The sequence below is a fragment of the Pseudomonas sp. TH49 genome (genome assembly GCF_016650625.1).
Taxonomy (GTDB): Bacteria; Pseudomonadota; Gammaproteobacteria; order Pseudomonadales; family Pseudomonadaceae; genus Aquipseudomonas; species Aquipseudomonas fluorescens_H.
This window is the reverse complement of record NZ_JAEKFL010000001.1, coordinates 3,567,186-3,588,673: the sequence shown is the minus strand read 5'-3', so window position 1 is coordinate 3,588,673 and position 21,488 is coordinate 3,567,186. Positions and strand designations below refer to the sequence as shown.

The following is a 21,488-nucleotide window of genomic DNA, read 5'->3' as shown; positions in this document are numbered from 1 at the left end:
CGGCGGGAAACACGCAAAACCCTGACGCAAATCAGTCCACGGAAAAGCCAATCAGGCGATGCTCCCGGGCTTTTTGCCTCTACGCTTGAGAAGCCTGAGCCTGACATCGGAGTGTCTTGTGTTTGCCAACCTGTTGATCATCCTCGCCTCATCCCTGGTGATGATTGCCCTGTTCCGCCGCCTGCGTTTGCCGCCGGTGCTGGGCTATCTCTGCGTGGGCCTGATGGTGGGACCGACCGCGTTCAACTGGGTCAACGAGAGCGAACACCTGCCGGACGTGGCCGAGTTGGGCGTGGTGTTCCTGCTGTTCTCACTGGGTCTGGAGTTTTCCCTGTCGAAAATGATCGCGCTGCGCCAGGTAGTGTTTCGCCTGGGCAGTCAGCAGGTATTGCTCAGCACCGGGGTGCTCGGGCTGGTGCTGATCCTGCTTGGCATGCCGCTGGCCCCGGCAATGTTGCTCGGCGCCGGGCTGTCGTTGTCGTCGACGGCGATTGTCACCAAGGAGTTGAGCAGCCTGGGCGAAGTGTTCAGCAGCCACGGGCAGAACGCGGTCGGGGTCTTGCTGTTTCAGGACGTGGTCGCGGTGTTGTTGCTGACCCTGGTGCCAGTGTTCGCCGGGAGCAGCGCGCAAGCCTGGTATTGGGCCTTGCCGCTGACGCTGGTGAAGACCGTGGTGCTGTTTTTCGGTCTGTTGCTGGCCAGCCGCTGGCTGCTGCCACGCCTGTTCCATGAAGTGGCCGCGTCGCGCTCGGCGGAATTGTTCGTGCTGCTGGCGCTGGTGATTGTGCTGCTGACCGCATGGCTGACGCACCTGCTGGGCCTGTCCCCTGCCCTTGGCGCATTTCTGGCCGGGATGCTGCTCGGCGAGAGCCACTATCGCCATCAGATCGAGGCCGACATCCGGCCGTTTCGCGACATCCTGCTCGGGGTGTTTTTCGTCAGCATCGGCATGCTGATCGACCTGCAACTGTTCATCAGTCACAGCGTGCTGATTCTCGGCCTGACCCTCGGCCTGATGCTGATCAAGGGCACGGTCGTCGCACTCCTGATCAAGTGGCGCGGCAGCGATCATGAAACCGCCTGGCGCAGCGGCCTGGCCCTGGCGCAGGGCGGGGAATTCTGCTTCGCCTTGATGGCGCAGATGCAACAGAACCAATTGCTCCCTGCCGAGTTGGGCGCCCTGCTGCTCGCGGCCACCTTCTGCTCGATGCTGCTGACACCGTTGCTGTTGCGCGCCGCGCCGAAAATCGCCGCGCGCCTGCACCGCAAGCCGAACCAGGAGGCACAAATCGAGGAAATCAGCGCCCTCAACGCCGATCTGGATCAACACGTGGTGATCTGTGGCTACGGCCGAGTCGGCCAGTCCATCGGCCGCTTCATGCGCAATGCCAATCAGCCTTATATCGCGTTGGACAACGATCCGGTGCGCGTGCAGGAAGCCGCGTCCGGCGAAAGCGAGGTGCATTACGGCGACTCGTCACGCGGCGACCTGCTGACCGCCGTCGGACTGTTGCGCGCCCGGCTGCTGGTGATCGCCGTGGATCAGAGCGAAGTCAGCCTGCGCATTCTCAAGGAAGCGCGCCGGCTCAATGCACAGATCCCGATTCTGGTGCGCACCCGCGACGACAGCCAATGGGCTGAACTCAAAGCGGCCGGCGCCACCGAAGTGGTGCCGGAGCTGTTGGAATCGAGCCTGATGCTCGCCTCCCACGCCTTGATCATGCTCGGCCTGCCGGCGCATCAGGTGCAGGAGAAGATCGATCAAGTGCGCATCGACCGCTATCGCCTGCTGCACGGGTTCTATCCCGGCGCCGAAGACAAGGAAGCCTAGTCCTGACTCACCGCGCCGATCTTGTGCAGCGACAGGTCAGCGCCGTAATACTCTTGTTCCTGACTCAGGCGCAGGCCGTGCAAGGCCTTGATCACACCGTATACGACGAAGCCGCCGAGCAACGCCACCAACACACCCAGCGCGGTGCCGATCACCTGACTGATCAGGCTGACACCGCCGAGACCACCCAGCGCAGTCTGGCCGAAGATGCCGCAGGCGATCCCGCCCCACACCCCGCACAAACCGTGCAACGGCCAGACACCGAGCACATCGTCGATGCGCCATTTGACTTGTGCGGCGGTAAAGCACCAGACAAACAGCGCACCGGCAATCGCGCCGGTGACCAAGGCACCCACCGGATGCATCAGGTCGGAACCGGCGCAGATCGCTACCAGTCCGGCCAACGGACCGTTGTGCAGAAAGCCCGGGTCATTGCGCCCGACAATCAACGCCGCCACCGTGCCGCCGACCATGGCCATCAACGAGTTGACTGCAACCAGACCGCTGACGCCTTGCAACGTCTGTGCGCTCATCACGTTGAAGCCGAACCAGCCGACAATCAGAATCCACGAACCCAGCGCCAGAAACGGAATGCTCGACGGCGCGAACGCCACCAGACGCCCGTCGCGATAACGCCCGTTGCGCGGGCCGAGCAGCAACACCGCCGCCAGCGCCAGCCAGCCGCCCATCGCATGCACCACTACCGATCCGGCGAAATCATGGAACGCCGCGCCAAAGCGCGCGGTCAGCCAGGCCTGCAGACCGAAGTTGCCGTTCCAGATCATGCCCTCGAAAAACGGGTAGATGAACGCCACGATCAGCGCCGTTGCACACAGTTGCGGAACGAATCGCGCGCGCTCGGCAATCCCGCCGGAGATGATCGCCGGGATCGCCGCGGCGAAGGTCAGCAGGAAGAAAAACTTCACCAGACCGTAACCGTGATCGGCACTCAGCACCGCCGCCGGTTGCATGAACGTCACCCCGTAGGAGATCCAATAGCCTATAAAGAAATAGGCCAGGGTCGAGACCGCAAAGTCACTGAGAATTTTCGACAGCGCGTTGACCTGGTTTTTCTGGCGAACCGTTCCTACTTCAAGAAAGGCGAAACCGGCATGCATCGCCAGCACCATCACCGCACCGATCAGAATGAACAACGTGTTGGAACTGTGAACCAGTGTGTCCACAGCGCTTTGCAGATTTTCCATAAAGAGGCAGACCTGAAGGCTAAAAAGGCACCAAAGCGGTTCGCGCGGACAATTCATGCACCAAGTTGCGACCGGTCGGTCTGCGCAGCGACGCTGCGATGAACCGCTTTGGCGCACAAGGTCGATGTCCTGACACGAACCAGGATTATTTGAGTTAAGGTTTTGCTGCATGTACGCCCGCCAACAGCGCACGACGGCGGCAGGACGCACCACGACATAGCAAAAGCTGTACCAGTCATTTGTACTGAACCTTCGCGCAAGGCTCATACTCGAACGCTTCAGACGTCACTTACGGAGATCCACCCATGGCCAGCATCAAGGCAAAGACTGCTCAAGAAATCCTGATGAACGACTTCCAGACTCTGGTGGCCGATACCGAACGGTTGCTCGAACACACCGCGTCCCTCGCGGGCGATCAGGCCGATGAGCTGCGTGATCAGATCCACGACAGCCTGTTGCGCGCCCGGGAAACCCTGAAGCTGACCGAAGACACTCTGCGCGATCGCGGTCAGGCGGCGGTCACCGCCACCGAAGACTACGTGTCCGCCAATCCTTGGCAGTCGGTGGGCATCGCCGCCGGGGTGGGCTTCCTGATTGGCCTGCTGGCCACTCGGCGCTGATCATGTCGATCGGCGAATCCGGCCTGGGGTCGGGCACCACCTCCTCTACGCGGCGCCTGGGCGCCGCCGTTCTCGGCCTGCTGCACAGCCATGTCGAACTGTTCGGCATCGAGCTGCAGGAACAGAAAGCACGCACCGTCAGCCTGTTGCTGTTCGCAGGGCTGGCGCTGGTGTTTGCGCTGCTGTTGCTGATCGGCCTGTCTGCCTTGGTGTTGATCCTGCTCTGGGACACTTATCGCCTGGCCGGGATCATCGGCCTGTGCGTGTTCTACGTCCTGGCGGCGGGGTTCTGTGGATTGCGTCTGAAGGCCGCGGTCTTCGATGAATCCTCGCCCTTCCACGGCACCCTGGAAGAATTGGCCAACGATCGGGAGCGCCTGCTGCCATGAGCCTGCCTGAACTGCCACACAACAGCTCGCGCCGGGAAATGCGCAAGGCGCTGATCCGCCTGCGCATGGAAATGCATCGTCAGGAAATCCGCCACGAAGCCGGGCAAGTGCTGCAACCCTTGCAGCGCATGCGGGGGATGAAGCAAAACCTGCAAGACGGCTTCGGCATCAAGCATGCGCCGCTATGGGGCGTGGCCGCCGTCACCCTGCTGGGTTTCATCACCGGCAAAGGCGCAAAAAGCGGCGGCGTCGGCGGGTTGACCCGGCTGATCCGTCTGGGCACCAGCCTCGGGCCGCTGATCAGACTGGTGATGCAGAGTTCGGGCAAACGCTGAACCGACGTATCTGGCTGCATTCTTGCAATATCCGGGATTGAACCTCCTCACCCCGAGGTTCAATCCCGCACGCCTATCCGGCCGGCAGGGTTTACCTCGAACAAGAACGACTAAGGAGGCCCCGTGATCGACGGGCAACCGCTCGCCTGCTTTCAACCTTTCATCGATACCGCCACCGGACGAATTGCAGGCGTCGAAGCCCTCGGTCGACTGCGCCAGCCTGACGGCCAATTGGCCTCGGTCGGGCCCTTGTTCGCCGACCCGCGCACACCTGCCATCGCCCTGCGCCGCCTCGACCGCCAGATCCGTGACCACGCCCTGAGCCGACTGCATGAGGCCCCTGCCGAATGGTTTCTGAGCCTGAACATGTCGCCGCGCTGGATCAGTCGCCTGCGCGCGGATCAGCCCCTGCCCAGTCTCAAGCAAATGCTGCGACACGGCGTCGATCCGCAACGCATCGTGTTCGAGATCACTGAACTGGGCGGCAACAGTCAGCGTCTGACCGACGTGGTCGGCCGTTATCGTGAGGCCGGCGCGCGGATTGCCATTGATGATTTCGGTGCCGGTTACTCGCAGCTCGATCGGGTGCTGGCGTTGCAGCCGGACATTCTCAAACTCGACATGCGCCTGTTTCAGGCGGCGGCGCTGGGCGGGCCGAGCAGCGAGGTGGTCAAGGCCCTGGCGCAAATGGCTGAGAAAACCGGCTGCTGGATCATTGCCGAAGGCGTGGAGACCGAAGCGCAGCTGAATTTCGCCCTGGAATGCGGATCACGTTACGTTCAGGGTTTCCTGTTCGCCCGGGCGCAGGAAGCCTTCTATCCGACCGATGCCTTCGTGCAGCGCTTCGCCGAACTGCGTCAGCGGTACGTGCGGCAGAAGCTGGCCGAACGCGGGCGCTTGATGCAGATGCGCCAGCAGCTCGGCGAACTGATGGCGATCCTCCAGAGCTGGGCTCAGGCCCACGCGCCGCTGAGTGCGCTGCCGCAACTCGAAGCCTTCCCGTGGTTGCTGCGGTTCTACCAATGCGACCGGCATGGCACCCAACTCACGCCCAACCTTGAATGGCGGCATAACCGTTGGGTCGCCGACAACCGCTACCTGGGGCACAACTGGTCATGGCGTCCGTACTTTTATCATTTGCTCGCCGAAGGCTGGGAAGAACGGCGCCTGACCCTGTCCAGCACCTACCGCGATGCCACCAGCAACCAGTATTGCCTGACCGCCGGCCAGTTCTTCGACAACGGCGAACGCCTGCTGCTGATCGACATTGATGCAGCCGGCTTGTAGTTCCGCTTGCAGGGGCGTGGCCGAACCGGGAAGCTAGGGCATTGATCATTCCAGTCACCGACGGAGAGAACCAGCCTTGGATTGGCAGACCCTGCTTAACCGCGAACGCCTTGGAAAACCGCTGCACAGCCCGCAAGAGCTGGGCCGCAGCCCGTTCCACAAAGACCACGACCGCATCATTTTCTCCGGCGCTTTCCGCCGCCTGGGACGCAAGACCCAGGTGCACCCGGTATCGAGTAACGACCACATCCACACCCGTCTGACCCACTCGCTGGAAGTCAGCTGCGTCGGACGCTCGCTGGGCATGCGCGTCGGTGAAACCTTGCGCAGCGCCCTGCCCGACTGGTGCGACCCGAGCGACCTGGGCATGGTCGTGCAATCGGCCTGCCTGGCCCATGACATCGGCAATCCACCGTTCGGTCATTCCGGGGAAGACGCGATTCGCCACTGGTTCCAGCAGGCGGCCGGGCGCGGCTGGCTCGACGGCATGAGCGAAGCCGAGCGCGGTGACTTCCTCAATTTCGAAGGCAACGCGCAAGGCTTTCGCGTGCTGACTCAACTTGAGTATCACCAGTTCGACGGTGGCACCCGACTCACCTACGCCACCCTCGGCACCTATCTGAAGTATCCGTGGACGGCCCGTCACGCCGACTCGCTGGGCTACAAGAAACACAAGTTCGGCTGCTACCAGAGTGAATTGCCGCTGCTGGAGCAGATCGCCCACAAACTCGGCCTGCCACAACTGGAAGACCAGCGCTGGGCGCGGCACCCGTTGGTGTACCTGATGGAGGCGGCTGACGACATCTGCTATGCGTTGATCGACCTCGAAGACGGCCTGGAAATGGAGCTGCTGGAATACGCGGAAGTCGAATCGCTGCTGCTCGGCCTTGTGGGTGACGACCTGCCGGAAACCTATCGCCAGCTCGGCCCGCAGGATTCGCGCCGACGCAAACTGGCGATCCTGCGCGGCAAGGCCATCGAGCACCTGACCAATGCTGCCGCCCGGGCATTCGTCGAGCAACAGGACGCGCTGCTGGCCGGCACGCTGCACGGCGACCTGGTGGAACACATGCACGGCCCGGCCAAACGCTGCGTGCTCAACGCCAAGGACATCGCCCGCAAGAAAATCTTCCAGGACAAGCGCAAGACGCTGCATGAAATCGGCGCCTACACCACGCTGGAAATCCTCCTCAACGCGTTCTGCGGTGCGGCACTCGAACAACACGGTGGACGCACGCCGTCGTTCAAGAGCCGACGCATTCTCGATCTGCTGGGCAACAATGCACCCGACCCCCACGGGCCGCTGCACACCTCGTTCCTGCGCATGATCGACTTTATCGCCGGGATGACCGACAGCTACGCCAGCGACATGGCGCTGGAAATGACCGGGCGCTCCAGCCACTGACGGAGCATCTTCCTCAACCGGGTCAGCGCGACTGCCCGGTTGAGTGCCTGATCCAATAAAGCGGCTCTGCGGTATTCAATGACCGCGCAGACCAAACGTAATCCGTTAACTTCAAAACAACAGAGACAAACGCTGTTTCTTCAATACTCTACAAGCAACTTAAAACATTCAGATAAACAAATACTCTAAACACCTCCTTACGCGACATTGAGTTTGGTCGTAGTCAATTTCCCTTTAGTGTGTAGGACTTATCCTATATTGCTGCTAGAGCCATGTGAGTTCATGCGGCCGCTCATTTATCTGAGCTAAGGTGCGCGCTTTATTCGCGCACGTATGGGATTTGATTATGAACTCCGTTTTTATTGTCGATGATCACCCCGTCATCCGACTTGCCGTTCGAATGCTGCTCGAGCATGAAGGTTATAGGGTCGTCGGCGAAACCGATAATGGGGTCGATGCCATGCAGATGGTTCGCGAATGCATGCCCGACCTGATCATCCTCGATATCAGCATCCCCAAGCTCGACGGTCTGGAAGTCCTCGCCCGTTTCAACGCCATGGGCACTCCGCTCAAGACCCTGGTACTGACGGCGCAATGCCCGACACTGTTCGGTATTCGCTGCATGCAATCCGGCGCGTCCGGTTATGTGTGCAAGGAAGAAGACTTGAGTGAACTGGTCAGCGCCATAAAAGCGGTACTTTCCGGTTACAACTATTTCCCAAGTCAGGCATTGAATCCGGTACGCAGTGACGATGTACGTTACGCCGAACTGGAATTATTCAAAGCCGTGAATGACCGCGAACTCATGGTCCTGCAGTTATTTGCACAGGGGCGGACCAACAAGGAAATTGCCAAAGGCATGTTTCTCAGTAACAAAACCGTCAGCACTTACAAAAAACGCTTGATGCAGAAACTGAAAGCCAGATCCCTGGTGGAACTTATCGAGATGGCCAAACGCAACGCGCTAGTGTGAGAGCCTGAATGCCCAGTCGTTTGAAGATCTATCTCGTCATATTGTGTGCGAGCCTGTGCCTGACTTCTCAGGCCTATGCCGACCTCGTCACAGCGCAAGATTATGTGCTGCGCAGCCGTTCGAGCCACGAAGCGCTGTCCATTTCTCTGCAGCCCGCGCAACGGCAATGGTTACAGACTCGCAGCGAACTGAGACTGGGCACCTCCGCACCGGATTATCCGCCGTTCGACATGACCGCCAGCGGCCGCGATTACGAAGGTTTTACCGCCGACTACGCCGGCCTCCTCGCACAGGCTGTCGGTTTACCAATCCGGGTCAAGCGCTTTGCCTCACGGGAAGCCGCCTTGCGCGCACTGATAGCCGGACAGGTCGATATGCTCGGTACGGCCAACGGTTTCGAGGCGAGTAATCCGGACATCCTGCTATCAACCCCCTATGCCATCGATCAGCCGGTACTGGTCACCCGTGAAGACGAGACCCGTACGCTCACCGAGGGCCTGGCCGGTCTGCGCCTGAGCATGGTCTATCACTATCTGCCGCAGGAGGAAGTCAAGGCGCTGTACCCCAAGGCCATCCTGACGTCCTACCCTTCCTATCAAAACGCAATCAATGCGGTGGCTTTCGATCAGGCCGACGTGTTTCTGGGCGATACCATCTCCACCCACTACATGATCAACAAGGGCTATCTGAACAACATTCGCATGGCCAATTTCGGCAAACAGGAAGCCCACGGTTTCAGCTTCGCCGTGCACACCGACAATCCGCAACTGCTCGCGATCATCAACACCGCGCTCCAGGCCATACCGGCCAGTGAACGCGACCGCATCGCCAAGCGCTGGAGCGCTGGCAGCGACATCCTGCTGACCGACCAGAAGCTGCAATTGACCCACCATGAAGAGCAGTGGCTCAAACAGCATCCGGTGCTGCGCGTCGTCGTCAACGAGGCTTTCGCGCCGCTGACGTTCTTCGACAGCGACGGCAATCTGCGTGGCATCACCGCTGACCTGCTCGAACTGCTGCGCCTGCGCACCGGCATGCGCTTCGAACTGGTGCGCAGCCGCAGCGACGGCGACATGGTCGAGCAGATCAATCAGCACCGGGCTGATCTGATCGCGGCGTTGCTACCCAGCCCGCAACGGGAAAAGACCCTGCAATTCAGCCGTCCCTACCTGGAAAACTCATTCGTCCTGCTGACCCGCAAATCCACCGACAGCCCGACGCATCCGACGCAGCTCAAGGACAAATACCTGGCGATTGCCCAGGGCAGTCCCATGGCCGATTACCTGCGCCGCGAGTTCCCCAATATCCACCTGACCGAAACCTCCGACACCTTTGGCGCCGCGACCTTGCTCGCCGAAGGCAAGGCCGATGGCGCCGTCGCTTCGCTGGTGATCGCCAACTATCTGATTTCGTCGCGGATCTTCGAGCATCAGTTGCAGATCACCACCACCCTCGGCACCCGTCAGGCCGCCTTTTCGCTGGCCACGGCCCGCGACAACAGCGAGCTGGGGTCGATCCTCGACAAGGCGCTGCTGAGCATCAGCCCCGAAGAACTGGGGGTGATCAATAGCCGCTGGCGCGGTTTTTCCAATGCGGCGCAAAGCAACTGGCATCACTACCAGCGCCTGTTTTACCAACTGATCGGCGCAGCCTGCCTGCTGCTGTTGCTGTCACTGCTGTGGAATGCCTACATGCGGCGCCAGATCAAGCAACGCCAGGCCGCCGAGCGGGCACTCAACGATCAGTTCGAATTCATGCGTTCACTGGTCAACGGCACGCCTCACCCGATCTATGTGCGCGACCGCCGGGGGCTGCTGCAAAGCTGCAACGACAGTTACCTCGAAGCCTTCAACGCCAAACGCGAAGACGTGATCGGCAAAAGCGTCATGCAAGGCACCCTGAGCAATGCCTTCGAAGCCCAGGCCTTCGAGGCGGATTACCAGCGGGTTGTGGCCGAAGGGACACCGATGGTACTCGACCGACCGCTGCACATCGGTGGCCGGCGTCTGACGATCTACCACTGGATCCTGCCGTACCGCGATTCCAGCGGCGATGTACAAGGGATCATCGGTGGCTGGATCGACATCAGTGAGCGCCGGCAATTGTTCGATGAACTGCGTACGGCCAAGGAACAGGCGGACAACGCCAACCGTGCGAAAAGTACCTTTCTGGCCACCATGAGCCACGAAATCCGTACGCCGATGAATGCCATCATCGGCATGCTCGAATTGACGCTCGAACGCATGACCGATCAGGCTCCGGATCGCTCGTCCATCGAAACCGCCTATTGCTCGGCCAAGGACCTGTTGGGCCTGATCGGCGACATCCTTGATATCGCACGGATCGAGTCCGGGCACCTGAGCCTGAGTCCCGAGCGGGTCAATCTGGTGGAAACCGTTTCTTCGGTGGTGAGGATCTTCGACGGTCTGGCCCGGCAGAAAAACCTCGCCCTGCCCCTGACCCTCACTCCCCCGGGCCTCAATGTCGACGTGCAGCTCGATCCGTTGCGCTTCAAGCAGATCCTGTCGAACCTGATCAGCAACGCCATCAAATTCACCGAGTCCGGGCAGGTCCGGGTCAATCTGGACGTGGTGCCCGATGGCGCGGGCCAGTGTTCGCTGATTCAATTGACGATCCAGGACACCGGGGTCGGCATCAGCATCGAAGATCAACAGCGCCTGTTCAAACCGTTCGCCCAGGCTGACAGTGGCCGACAGCCCGCGCGCAGCGGCGCGGGTCTGGGGTTGGTGATCAGTCGCAACCTCTGTGAAATGATGGGCGGTCAGCTGCAATTGAGCAGTCAGCCCGGGATCGGCACTCAGGTCTGCCTGTCGCTGCCGCTGCAAACGCTGCCGTGCAAGGTCGCCGCGACGAAAACCGCGCCACCGATCCACGCCGCGGGTACGCCGCTGAACATCCTCGTGGTCGACGACCATCCCGCCAATCGTCTGCTGATGTGCCAGCAACTGGAGTTCCTCGGGCACCGCTTCAGCCTTGCCGAAGAGGGGCGAAGCGGATTCGAGAAGTGGCAGCGCGGCGCATTCGATCTGGTCATCGCCGACTGCAATATGCCAGTGATGAACGGCTACGAACTGACCGAGGCCATCCGCCAGCACGAACAAAGTACCGGGCGTGCTCCTTGTACCGTGCTGGGCTTCACAGCCAATGCGCAACCCGAGGAAGTGCAGCGCTGCAAACAGGCCGGCATGAATGACTGCCTGTTCAAACCCCTGAGCCTCAGTGCGCTGAGCCAGTGGGTCAACGGCCTGCAACCGGCAACGCCTGAACCTGCGTTCAATCTCGAGGGTTTGAATCAATTGACGGGCGGCAACCCGCTTCAGGCCCAACGCCTGCTCACGCAATTGCTCAAGAGCAGCCGCCTCGATCGCGAGGAGCTGCTGGCCCTGGCGCCGCACAATGATCGCGAGGCATTGGCGGCGGTGGCGCACAAGATCAAGGGCGCCGCCCGAATCGCCCAGGCTTCGCGTCTGATCGTGCGCTGCGATGCCCTGGAACAGGCCTGCCTGCAGACCACGTCTGTGGCGGCCATCGTGCGCTGCATCGAGGCCACCGACGCGGCGATGGTCGAACTGGAGCAGGCGCTGCAGCAACAATTGGAACCGTTCGCAGAAAGCACAATGACCGAGCCTTAACTATGCTTGGGCGCTGAGCAGTGTGTTTACTTCAATGGAGAGTCAGCAATGCCCAGCCCACTGCGCCCGGATCAACGCCGGTTCCCGTTGCACGTGCACATCAGCGTCATGTTCACGTTTCTGCTGTTGCTGACCGGCGTGGTACTGGGACTGTTCAATTATCGCCAGACCACCCGAATCATCCTGTCGAGCAGCGAGAACCTGTTCAATCGCATCGAACAGGACGTGCGCCTCGACCTGCATTCAACGTATGAACCGATCCGTCATCTGCTGAGCCTGCTGGCCGACAACCAGGCAGCCGGGGCCTCGAACCTGCAACAGCGTCTGGCGCTGCTCAAGCCGTTCAGTCAATCACTCAAGGACAATACCGATCTCGCTTCGCTGTATCTGGGCTACGGCAACGGCGACTTCTTCATGGTCCGGCCGTTGCGTACCAGCGCCCTGAAAACCCTGCTCAAGGCGCCGCCGGACGCGGCCTATCAGGTCTGGAGCATCGAGCACGACGCCAGCGGCATCGCGTCGTCGCAGTCACTGTTCTTCGACCAGGCGCTGATGCCTGTCGGGCGCCAGGACAATCCCGACGACCGCTACGATCCGCGCACCCGCAACTGGTACATCAACGCCCTGCAGCAGGGCGATCAGATCACCACCGAACCCTATGTGTTTTTCTCCACGCACAACGTGGGCACCACCCTGGCCCGACGCAGCAGCGCAACCAGTGTGATCGGTGCCGACCTGACGCTGGAAGCACTCTCGGCCACCTTGCTCAAACACGTGGTCACCCCGTCTACCGAAATCGTGTTGTTCGATGCCGATGGCAATGCGGTGGCCTATCCGGACAGCCGCCGGCTGATTGTTGACGACAGCAGCGCGCACCTGGCCAAGGCTGCCGACCTGAGCCCGAACCTGCACGCGTTGCTGTCCACCACGCATCAGGGCAAACGGCTCGACGTCGATGGACGCCACTGGATCTTCGCCCGCAGCAATCTGCAAGAGGGCGGTCCGAGAGGACTGCAGATGGCCCTGCTGGTGCCGGAGGACGAGTTGCTGGCCGACGCCTACCGCATGCGCTGGCAAGGTGCACTGATCACCCTCGCGACCTTGCTGCTGTGTCTGCCGCTGGGTTGGCTGACCTCGCGGATTCTGGTCAAGCCGTTGCATGCGCTGGTCAAGGAAGCCGATGCGATTCGCAGCTTCGATTTCAACTTTCCGGTTACCCGTCGCTCGCCGGTTCTGGAGGTTGATCAGTTGAGCCTGTCGATGGCCCGCATGAAGGAAACACTCGCCAGTTTCTTCCGCATCACCGACAGCCTGTGCGCCGAAACCCGCTTTGCCCCGTTGCTGCAACGGGTGCTGTTCGAAACGGTGCAGATCGCCCAGGCGCAAGCGGGGTTGATCTATCTGCGCGAAAACGATGGCAACCGAATGGAGCCTTACGGACTGGTAATTGATGGCGTCTCGCAGGAACCCGGCGAGTTCGCTGTGCTGGGCCGGGATCTTCTGGCCGATCAAGGGCCGGCGTGGTTCCAGCAACTGATCACCGCTGACAACGTGGTCAGCAGCCTTGGCTTTGAACAGGCCGGGGACTTGCAGAAAGTCTTGTTGGCCATGCAGTCGCCGCGCATCCACCTGATCGGTATCCGCCTGCGCAACCGCCACAACGAAACCATCGGCCTGCTGCTTCTGCTGATCAACGACAGCGGCAGCGCTCAGGACCTGGAAAAACTGCGCCCGGACCGCATCGCCTTCCTGCAAGCAGTCTCCGGCGCGGCGGCGGTGAGTATCGAAAGCCAGCGCCTGCAAGCGAAGCAGAAGCAGTTGCTCGATGCGTTCATCCAGTTGCTGGCCGGCGCCATCGACGCCAAGAGCCCGTACACCGGTGGCCACTGTCAGCGCGTGCCGGAACTGACCCTGATGCTCGCGCAGGCCGCGGCCGCCAGTCAGGCGCCGGCGTTCCAGAGCTATCAGCCCACCGAAGACGAATGGGAAGCCCTGCACATCGCGGCCTGGCTGCACGATTGCGGCAAGGTCACGACGCCGGAATATGTCGTCGACAAGGCCACCAAACTGGAAACCCTCAACGATCGCATCCACGAAATCCGCACGCGTTTCGAGGTGCTCAAGCGCGATGCCTGGATCAGTTACTGGCAGGCACTGTCGCTGAGCGGCAACGAGGCGCAACTGAGCGCCCTGCGTGACGCCACGTTGGCTGAACTGGACGACGACTTTGCCTTTGTTGCCCGTTGCAATCTGGGCGGCGAGGCCATGGCGCCAGCCGATCTGCAGCGTCTTGAGCGCATTGCCGAGCGACGCTGGACGCGCACCCTCGATGATCGACTGGGGGTGTCATGGGAGGAAAACCGCCGTCAGGCGCAAACGCCGGTTGCGAATCTGCCGGTCAGCGAGGCACTGCTGGCGGACAAACCCGAACACCTGATCAAGCGCGCCGACAGCGAACTGATTCCGGAAGACAACCCGTGGGGGTTCAAACTGGATGTGCCGCGCTACAAATACAATCGCGGCGAACTCTACAACCTGAGCATTGCCCGGGGCACGCTGACCCGTGAGGAGCGCTACATCATCAATCACCACATGGTGCAGACGATCCTGATGCTCAGCCACCTGCCTTTCCCCGGACATCTGGGCAGCGTTGCGGAAATTGCCGGTGGTCATCACGAAAAAATGGACGGCAGCGGCTACCCCAAACGCCTGAAGCGCGACGACATGAGCCTGCCGGCGAGGATGATGGCGATTGCCGATATTTTCGAGGCGCTGACAGCGGCGGATCGGCCGTACAAGAAAGCCAAATCCTTGAGTGAAGCCTTGGGGATCATGGCCACCATGTCCCGCGAGGCGCACATCGACCCCGAGCTGTTTGCGTTGTTCATCAACGACGGGGTGTACATGCAGTACGCCGCGCGGTTTCTCGATCCGCGACAGATCGATGCGGTGGACTCGGCCAGCCTGCTGCGCAAGGCTGGCCTGAGCGCCTGATCAGCAGTCGGTCAGACGCAGGAAGATCGACGCCAGTTGCTCGATACCGGCCTGATCGTCCGCGCCGAAACGCGCGAGTTTCGGGCTGTCGAGATCGAGTACGCCAATCAACCGACCGTCCTTGACCAGCGGCACCACCAGTTCGCTGTTGGAGGCGCTGTCGCAAGCGATATGACCGGGGAACGCATGCACGTCTTCAACGCGCTGGGTTTGCCGACTGGCCGCTGCCGCACCACACACACCGCGCCCGAACGGAATGCGCACGCAGGCGATCTGGCCCTGGAACGGACCCAGCACCAGTTCTTCGTTGCGATTGAGGTAGAAACCGGCCCAGTTCAAATCATCGAGCTGGTTGAACAGAAACGCCGAAAACTGCGCGGCGTTGGCGATGAAATCGCGCTCATCCGCCAGCAGCGATTCCAGTTGTGCGGCCAACAGGCCATAGCCTTCGAGCCCCTGGCCGCTTTGTTGCAAATCAATCATGCCTTGTGCTCCAGCAATTTCAGTCCCACCCAGTAACGGGCGAATTGGTACGCGCAACGTCCGTTGCGATTGCCGCGCCCGGTTGCCCAGCGCACGGCGAGGATGTCCAGCTCTTCATCGCGCTGCCAGTTCAAGCCAGCCTTGGCGGCCAACTGGCCGATCCAGTGTTCGACGACGTTGAGGAAGTGTTCCTGGGTAAACGGATAAAACGACAGCCACAGACCGAAACGGTCTGAGAGCGCGATCTTGTCTTCCACCGCCTCACTCGGATGCAGTTCGCCGTCGACGCGTTTCCAGTTTTCGTTGTCACTTTCCTTTTCCGGCACCAGATGGCGGCGGTTGGAAGTGGCGTACAGCAAGACGTTGTCCGGTGCCTGCTCGAGCGAGCCGTCGAGCACGCTTTTCAGCACGCGGTAGTCGCCTTCACCGGATTCGAATGACAGATCATCGCAAAACAGCACGAAGCGCTGCGGCAGTTTGGCGATCTGCTCGACCACGCGCGGCAGGTCGGCCAGATGGTCACGCTCGATCTCGATCAAACGCAGACCGGCACTGGCGTGTTCGGCCAGCAGCGCACGCACCAGCGACGATTTACCGGTGCCGCGCGAGCCCCAGAGCAGCGCGTGGTTGGCCGGCATGCCGTCGAGAAACTGTTGCGTGTTGCGCCCCAGTTGCTCCAACTGACGATCAACGCCGATCAGGTCGGACAGGCGCATGTCGAGGCTGACTTCCAGCGGCAGCAAATACCCGCTGCGCCCGTCACGCTGCCAGCGCGCCGCGAGGCATGTTTCCCAGTCGATCACCGGGCGCGGCGCCGGCAACAAGGGTTCGATCCGCGCCAGAACCGACTCGGCGCGCTCAAGAAAAGCATTTAATCGGGAATCCACGTCTTCTCCTCGGGCACGTTCAAAGCAATGATGGTGCTTCAGCGACGACAATCAGATCAACAACCCCCGCTCAGGCCTTGTTACAAGGCGATTCGGGAACCTCGGTATCCATACATGATCGACTATGCTTGAGCAGCGAAGGGAAACGGAAGTGGTTCAACACCCTATGGATATCAAATTCACCCACCGGCTGTCTTACAAGCAAGCCAGATTCACTGTGCTGGTCGGGTTCATTCTGGGCACGCTGCTCAGCCTGCTGCAAATCGGCATCGATTATGCCAGTGAAGACGCCTCCATCAACCGTGAAATCCTGTCTTTGCTGGAAATCAGCCACAATCCGGCATCGCGCATCGCCTACAACATCGACGCGGAACTGGCGCAGGAACTGACCCTGGGCCTGTTGCGTTCGCCGGCGATCATCTCGGCGCAAATGACCGACAACAACGGTAACGTCCTGGCCAACGTCAAACGCCCGGAACTGCAAAGCGGTTATCGGGTGATCAGCGATTTCCTGTTCGGCGCCAAACGCCAGTTCGAAGACCGCCTGTACCTCGACCACCTGCCCAACGAATCGCTGGGCACGCTGAGTCTGGAAGTCGACACCTACGCGTTCGGCAGCCGGTTCCTGCGCCGCGCCGAAGTCACCCTGCTCAACGGTTTTGCGCGCAGCCTGATCCTCACCGGCATCCTGCTGGCGCTGTTCTATGTGATGCTGACCAAGCCACTGGTGCGTCTGATCCGTGAGCTCAGCGCGCGCGACGCACGCAGCGCAGAACCGACGACTCTGGAATGCCCGGCCGGCCACGCCAACGACGAGATCGGCGTGCTGGTCAAAGTCGCCAACCAGCAGTTCGACAACATCGCCACGGAAATCCAGCAACGCCGCAACGCCGAAAACCGCCTGACCGATTACCTCGGACAACTGGAACACATCGTCTCGGCCCGTACCGCCGAGCTCAAGGCCATCAACACCCGGCTCAGCCAGTCCAACGAGGAACTGGAGGTGGCCCGCAGCACCGCACTGGACATGGCCGAAGCGCGCTCGGCATTCCTTGCCAACATGAGCCACGAGATCCGCACCCCGCTCAACGGCCTGCTGGGGATGATCGCCCTGTCCCTCGACGGGCCACTGAATGCCGAGCAGCAGCAACAGCTGTCGATTGCCCACGACTCGGGCAAGGTGCTGGTGGAACTGCTCAACGATATTCTCGACCTGTCCAAGTTCGATGCGGGGCAACTGGAGCTGGAACACATCCCGTTCGACCTCGGCTCGCTGATCGAGGACACCGCCAACCTGCTGTCGCAGAACGCGGCACCCAGCGTCGAACTGACGTGCCTGATCGACCCGCACTTCCCCGCGCTGGTGCTGGGGGATCCAACCCGGGTACGGCAGATTGTCAGCAACCTGCTGTCCAATGCCCTGAAGTTCACCCGGTTCGGCCGGGTCGATGTGCGTCTGTCAGCGCATAACGACGGGGTGCGCATCGAGGTCTGCGACACCGGCATCGGCATCGCCCAGGAAGCCCAGGTGAAGATCTTCCAGCCGTTCACCCAGGCCGGTGCCGGCATCACCCGCCAGTACGGCGGCACCGGCCTCGGCCTGGCGCTGACCTACAATCTGTGTGAAGCCATGCAAGGCCGATTGACCATCAGTTCCGAGGCCGGTTTCGGCAGTCAGTTCTGTGCCGACCTGCCGTTGCCGTGCCACACCCGGGCGGTGATGCCGCCGCCGTTGCAGGGCAAGGTTCTGGCGATCACCGCTGCCAGCAGCGGCCTGGCGGAACTGCTCAAGACGCTGTTGCCAGTGTGGGGCGTGACCTATGAACAGCGCACCATGGACGATCCGCTGCTGGGCCTGTCTCCCGACCTGGTGATCACCGACTGCCCGGAATGCCTGTTCAGCCTGCGCCCGACGCTCAGCACGCCGATCCTGGTGGTGACCGCTTATGGCAGCTTCATGCCCAGCGAAGAAGCCGCAGCGCTGGCGCCATTGCAGCAACAGGCCCGACCGCTGGCGCGCAACGCGCTGTATCAGATCCTGCGGCGCATTCTGCTGGCCGACATCACCACGATCAACGATGCGCGCCTCGAGAGCGTGCCCGTACAACGGCGCGGACGGGTACTGCTGGTGGAGGACAATCCGGTCAACCAGTTGGTGGCCAAGGGCATGCTCGGCAAGCTCGGTTGCGATGTGGTGGTCGCCGCTCACGGCGCCGAGGCGCTCGATCAACTGGAGCACGATGAATTCGATCTGGTGCTGATGGACTGCAACATGCCGGTGATGGACGGCTACGAAGCGAGCCGGCAGATCCGCCAGAGCGGGCGCTGGCCACACCTGCCGATCGTCGCACTGACCGCCAACGCCATGTCCGAAGAACGCGAACGCTGCCGTGCGGCCGGCATGAGCGATTACCTGGCCAAGCCGTTCCGCCGCGAAGAGCTGGCGGCGGTGCTCGACCAGTGGATTCCGACTACGTCAGTGCTTTGATCTGCCCCAACAGGTGATCGAGGCCGTTGCGCAAATCGTTGAGTCGATCGAGATCCACCCCGCTGTCGCACAACAACCGGGCCTTGAGTGGCCCGACCTGCTCGCGCAGCGACTGACCTTGGGTGGTCAGGCTCAGATGCACTTCACGCTCGTCGCGCGCCGAACGCTGGCGCTGCACCCACTGCAATTGCTCAAGACGCTTGAGCAACGGCGTCAGGGTGCCGGAGTCCAGCGCCAGCCGCTCGCCCAAGGCCTTGACCGTCGGTTGCTCCGGCGCTTTGTCCTGCCACTCCCACAGCACCAGCATCGCCAGGTACTGCGGGTACGTCAGGCCAAGCTGATCGAGCATCGGCTTGTAAGCGCGAATCACCGCCCGGGACGCGGCATACAACTTGAAGCACAACTGACTGTCGAGCTTCAGCGAATCGTCGGGCAGGCTGTTCATTTGAGCAGGGCTTCGATCTCGCCGCTCATGTCCTGCGGCTTGGTGGTCGGGGCGAAACGCTTGACCAGTTGCCCATCCTTGCCGATCAGGAACTTGGTGAAGTTCCACTTGATGCCCTCGGAGCCGAGCAGACCCGGAGCGCGCTTTTTCAACTGTACGAACAGTGGATGCGCATCAGAACCGTTGACGTCGATCTTCTTGAACAGCGGGAAACTCACGCCGTAGTTCAGCTCACAGAACTCGCTGATCGCGCCCTCGTTGCCCGGCTCCTGCTTGCCGAACTGATTGCACGGAAACCCCAGCACCACCAGGCCCTGATCCTTGTAGGTCTGCCACAGCTCTTCCAGGCCTTTGTATTGCGGGGTGAAGCCGCATTTGCTGGCGGTATTGACCACCAGAACGGCCTTGCCGGCGAAATCGGACAGGGTCTTTTGCTCACCCTTGATGGTGGTGACAGGGATATTCAGCAGGTTGTCGCTCATGAGACGGCTCCACGGGTTATCGGCAAAGGCCAAACATAGCGAGCAATTAAATTGTGTGCAATTTAATTATCCGAAAGGCGACCCGCAGGTCGCCCGTTCGATTACTCGCGCGGCTCGAGATTCAGGCACACCGAGTTGATGCAATAACGCAGGCCGGTCGGTGGCGGACCATCGGGGAACACGTGGCCCAGATGCGCATCGCAGCGGGCGCATTTGACCTCGGTGCGGATCATGCCGTGGCTGGTATCGCGGATTTCGGTCATGGCGCTTTCGCCGATCGGCGCGTAGAAGCTCGGCCAGCCGCAGCCGGAATCGAATTTGGTCGTGGAGTCGAACAGCGGCTCGTTGCAGCAGACGCAGTGATAGACGCCGTCAGTCTTGGTGGCGTTGTATTTGCCGGAGAACGGCCGTTCGGTCGCACTGAGCCGGCACACGTTGTACTGCTCGGGGTCGAGCATCGCACGCCATTCTTCCAGGGTTTTTTCCAACTTTTCCATCATCACACCTCAGCGGCTGAAAAAGCCCGATCTGTACCTTTTCCACGGATCGGGTGGCACGTATGATTGCGCCTCGTCACACGCCAGTCTGGCAGCCAGACCGGGCGCATTCAAACGGATTCTCGGCGCCACGGCGCAAGACTCCGCCTGTGCGAAGACGCAGGAATCCCAGTACGGTTGGCCATTCGCCGTCTGGATCGTTCATTTTCGGGATCACATCGCCATGCAGTTCAGCAAATCGAACAAGCTCGCCAACGTCTGCTACGACATTCGCGGCCCGGTGCTCAAGCACGCCAAACGTCTGGAAGAGGAAGGCCAGCGCATCCTCAAGCTGAACATCGGCAACCCGGCACCGTTTGGTTTCGAGGCGCCGGACGAAATTCTCCAGGATGTGATCCGCAACCTGCCGACGGCCCAGGGCTACAGTGACTCCAAAGGCCTGTTCAGCGCACGTAAAGCGGTGATGCAGTACTACCAGCAAAAAAATGTCGAAGGTGTCGGCATCGAAGACATCTACCTGGGCAACGGCGTGTCCGAGCTGATCGTGATGTCGCTGCAGGCACTGCTCAACAACGGCGACGAAGTGCTGGTGCCGGCCCCGGACTACCCGCTGTGGACCGCCGCCGTGAGCCTGGCCGGCGGTAATGCCGTGCACTACCTGTGCGACGAGGGGGCCGACTGGTTCCCTGATCTGGCCGACATCAAGGCCAAGATCACCCCGAACACCAAAGCGATGGTGATCATCAACCCAAACAACCCGACCGGCGCGGTGTATTCGAAGGAAGTGCTGCTGGGCATGCTGGAAATCGCCCGCGCGCACAACCTGGTGGTGTTCTCCGACGAGATCTACGACAAGATCCTGTATGACGATGCCGTGCACATCTGCGCCGCTTCGCTGGCGCCGGACCTGCTGTGCCTGACCTTCAACGGTCTGTCGAAATCCTACCGCGTGGCGGGTTTCCGCTCCGGCTGGATCGCCATCTCCGGGCCGAAACACAATGCCCAGAGCTACATTGAAGGCATCGACATGCTGGCCAACATGCGCCTGTGTGCCAACGTACCGAGCCAGCATGCAATCCAGACCGCCCTGGGCGGCTATCAGAGCATCAACGATCTGGTGCTGCCGCAAGGTCGCCTGCTGGAGCAGCGCAACCGCACCTGGGAGTTGCTCAACGACATTCCGGGCGTCAGCTGCGTCAAACCGATGGGCGCGCTGTATGCGTTCCCGCGGATCGACCCGAAAGTCTGCCCGATCCACAACGACGAGAAATTCGTCCTCGACCTGCTGCTCTCCGAGAAGCTGCTGGTGGTGCAAGGCACGGCCTTCAACTGGCCGTGGCCGGATCACTTCCGCGTGGTGACCCTGCCCCGTGTCGATGATCTGGAAATGGCCATCGGCCGCATCGGCAACTTCCTCAAGTCCTACCGCCAGTAACCGGTCGACAGTGCGCAACGTGTCCTGCGTTGCGCGCTGTCTGATTCAGCAACACTTCTGCCCTCCCCGCCTCACTGCG

Annotated in this window: 17 protein-coding genes; 11 read left to right on the top strand and 6 right to left on the bottom strand. The window is 61.2% G+C overall.

Features of this window, described 5'->3' with window-relative positions; translation table 11 throughout:
• The first annotated feature begins 118 nt into the window (after positions 1–118).
• Positions 119–1,831, top strand: a complete 1,713-nt coding sequence (locus JFU48_RS16325) for a monovalent cation:proton antiporter-2 (CPA2) family protein (protein ID WP_201136948.1) — start codon at positions 119–121, stop codon at positions 1,829–1,831.
• Here the strand turns inward: JFU48_RS16325 and JFU48_RS16320 are convergent.
• Positions 1,828–3,036, bottom strand: coding sequence for an ammonium transporter (locus JFU48_RS16320; RefSeq protein ID WP_103483818.1), 1,209 nt, complete (start codon positions 3,034–3,036; stop codon positions 1,828–1,830). The two genes, JFU48_RS16325 and JFU48_RS16320, sit on opposite strands and share 4 nt — an antisense overlap.
• 305 nt (positions 3,037–3,341) lie before the next feature.
• Here JFU48_RS16320 and JFU48_RS16315 point away from each other — a divergent pair, with 305 nt between their 5' ends.
• From JFU48_RS16315 to JFU48_RS16280, 8 genes are all read left to right on the top strand, one after another.
• Complete coding sequence (locus JFU48_RS16315; protein WP_003226733.1) at positions 3,342–3,656, top strand: DUF883 family protein; 315 nt, start codon at positions 3,342–3,344, stop codon at positions 3,654–3,656.
• Between the two features lie 2 nt (positions 3,657–3,658).
• Complete coding sequence (locus JFU48_RS16310; RefSeq protein WP_003226735.1) at positions 3,659–4,045, top strand: phage holin family protein; 387 nt, start codon at positions 3,659–3,661, stop codon at positions 4,043–4,045.
• Complete coding sequence (locus JFU48_RS16305; RefSeq protein ID WP_003226737.1) at positions 4,042–4,380, top strand: hypothetical protein; 339 nt, start codon at positions 4,042–4,044, stop codon at positions 4,378–4,380. Before JFU48_RS16310 ends, JFU48_RS16305 begins: the two co-directional genes overlap by 4 nt.
• Before the next feature lie 123 nt (positions 4,381–4,503).
• Positions 4,504–5,667: an EAL domain-containing protein gene (locus tag JFU48_RS16300; RefSeq protein ID WP_003226739.1), complete on the top strand. Its 1,164-nt coding sequence runs from the start codon at positions 4,504–4,506 to the stop codon at positions 5,665–5,667.
• Positions 5,668–5,743: 76 nt separating this feature from the next.
• Complete coding sequence (locus JFU48_RS16295) at positions 5,744–7,072, top strand: deoxyguanosinetriphosphate triphosphohydrolase (protein WP_003226741.1); 1,329 nt, start codon at positions 5,744–5,746, stop codon at positions 7,070–7,072.
• A 346-nt stretch (positions 7,073–7,418) separates the two neighbouring features.
• A complete protein-coding gene (locus JFU48_RS16290) occupies positions 7,419–8,045 on the top strand; it encodes a response regulator transcription factor (RefSeq protein WP_003226744.1) in 627 nt (208 codons plus the stop codon).
• Positions 8,046–8,053: 8 nt separating this feature from the next.
• Positions 8,054–11,698: a transporter substrate-binding domain-containing protein gene (locus JFU48_RS16285; RefSeq protein WP_201136947.1), complete on the top strand. Its 3,645-nt coding sequence runs from the start codon at positions 8,054–8,056 to the stop codon at positions 11,696–11,698.
• A gap of 48 nt (positions 11,699–11,746) precedes the next feature.
• Positions 11,747–14,692 carry an HD domain-containing phosphohydrolase gene (locus JFU48_RS16280; RefSeq protein WP_201136946.1) on the top strand — a complete coding sequence of 982 codons (2,946 nt, stop codon included), beginning with the start codon at positions 11,747–11,749 and terminating at the stop codon, positions 14,690–14,692.
• Here the strand turns inward: JFU48_RS16280 and JFU48_RS16275 are convergent, their stop codons facing one another.
• Positions 14,693–15,175, bottom strand: a complete 483-nt coding sequence (locus JFU48_RS16275) for a GAF domain-containing protein (RefSeq protein WP_201136945.1) — start codon at positions 15,173–15,175, stop codon at positions 14,693–14,695. It abuts the gene before it with no gap.
• Positions 15,172–16,062: a DUF815 domain-containing protein gene (locus tag JFU48_RS16270; protein ID WP_201136944.1), complete on the bottom strand. Its 891-nt coding sequence runs from the start codon at positions 16,060–16,062 to the stop codon at positions 15,172–15,174. The genes JFU48_RS16275 and JFU48_RS16270 overlap by 4 nt, the downstream gene beginning before the upstream one ends.
• Before the next feature lie 166 nt (positions 16,063–16,228).
• On the opposite strand from JFU48_RS16270, the gene JFU48_RS16265 reads away from it, so the two are divergent.
• Complete coding sequence (locus JFU48_RS16265) at positions 16,229–18,550, top strand: hybrid sensor histidine kinase/response regulator (protein WP_201136943.1); 2,322 nt, start codon at positions 16,229–16,231, stop codon at positions 18,548–18,550.
• Here JFU48_RS16265 and JFU48_RS16260 read toward each other — a convergent pair.
• The 3 genes from JFU48_RS16260 to msrB all read right to left on the bottom strand — a co-directional run bounded on the left by JFU48_RS16260 (position 18,534) and on the right by msrB (position 19,974).
• The gene (locus JFU48_RS16260) at positions 18,534–18,995 is read right to left on the bottom strand and encodes a MarR family winged helix-turn-helix transcriptional regulator (protein ID WP_201136942.1); all 462 of its coding nucleotides are present in this window, start codon (positions 18,993–18,995) and stop codon (positions 18,534–18,536) included. The genes JFU48_RS16265 and JFU48_RS16260 overlap by 17 nt on opposite strands.
• A complete protein-coding gene (locus JFU48_RS16255) occupies positions 18,992–19,477 on the bottom strand; it encodes a glutathione peroxidase (RefSeq protein ID WP_201136941.1) in 486 nt (161 codons plus the stop codon). Before JFU48_RS16255 ends, JFU48_RS16260 begins: the two co-directional genes overlap by 4 nt.
• A gap of 101 nt (positions 19,478–19,578) precedes the next feature.
• Positions 19,579–19,974, bottom strand: a complete 396-nt coding sequence (msrB, locus tag JFU48_RS16250) for a peptide-methionine (R)-S-oxide reductase MsrB (RefSeq protein ID WP_003226759.1) — start codon at positions 19,972–19,974, stop codon at positions 19,579–19,581.
• 223 nt (positions 19,975–20,197) lie between these two features.
• Here msrB and JFU48_RS16245 point away from each other — a divergent pair, with 223 nt between their 5' ends.
• Positions 20,198–21,409 carry a pyridoxal phosphate-dependent aminotransferase gene (locus JFU48_RS16245; RefSeq protein ID WP_201136940.1) on the top strand — a complete coding sequence of 404 codons (1,212 nt, stop codon included), beginning with the start codon at positions 20,198–20,200 and terminating at the stop codon, positions 21,407–21,409.
• Positions 21,410–21,488: the final 79 nt, after the last annotated feature.

What these genes read in the sequence shown, in the direction of transcription:
- JFU48_RS16320 (WP_103483818.1), bottom strand. Translation starts at nt 3,036, where the DNA reads ATGGAAAATCTGCAAAGCGCTGTGGACACACTGGTTCACAGTTCCAAC.
- JFU48_RS16315 (WP_003226733.1), top strand. Translation starts at nt 3,342, where the DNA reads ATGGCCAGCATCAAGGCAAAGACTGCTCAAGAAATCCTGATGAACGAC.
- JFU48_RS16310 (WP_003226735.1), top strand. Translation starts at nt 3,659, where the DNA reads ATGTCGATCGGCGAATCCGGCCTGGGGTCGGGCACCACCTCCTCTACG.
- JFU48_RS16305 (WP_003226737.1), top strand. Translation starts at nt 4,042, where the DNA reads ATGAGCCTGCCTGAACTGCCACACAACAGCTCGCGCCGGGAAATGCGC.
- JFU48_RS16290 (WP_003226744.1), top strand. Translation starts at nt 7,419, where the DNA reads ATGAACTCCGTTTTTATTGTCGATGATCACCCCGTCATCCGACTTGCC.
- JFU48_RS16285 (WP_201136947.1), top strand. Translation starts at nt 8,054, where the DNA reads ATGCCCAGTCGTTTGAAGATCTATCTCGTCATATTGTGTGCGAGCCTG.
- JFU48_RS16280 (WP_201136946.1), top strand. Translation starts at nt 11,747, where the DNA reads ATGCCCAGCCCACTGCGCCCGGATCAACGCCGGTTCCCGTTGCACGTG.
- JFU48_RS16275 (WP_201136945.1), bottom strand. Translation starts at nt 15,175, where the DNA reads ATGATTGATTTGCAACAAAGCGGCCAGGGGCTCGAAGGCTATGGCCTG.
- JFU48_RS16265 (WP_201136943.1), top strand. Translation starts at nt 16,229, where the DNA reads ATGGATATCAAATTCACCCACCGGCTGTCTTACAAGCAAGCCAGATTC.
- JFU48_RS16260 (WP_201136942.1), bottom strand. Translation starts at nt 18,995, where the DNA reads ATGAACAGCCTGCCCGACGATTCGCTGAAGCTCGACAGTCAGTTGTGC.
- JFU48_RS16255 (WP_201136941.1), bottom strand. Translation starts at nt 19,477, where the DNA reads ATGAGCGACAACCTGCTGAATATCCCTGTCACCACCATCAAGGGTGAG.
- msrB (WP_003226759.1), bottom strand. Translation starts at nt 19,974, where the DNA reads ATGGAAAAGTTGGAAAAAACCCTGGAAGAATGGCGTGCGATGCTCGAC.
- JFU48_RS16245 (WP_201136940.1), top strand. Translation starts at nt 20,198, where the DNA reads ATGCAGTTCAGCAAATCGAACAAGCTCGCCAACGTCTGCTACGACATT.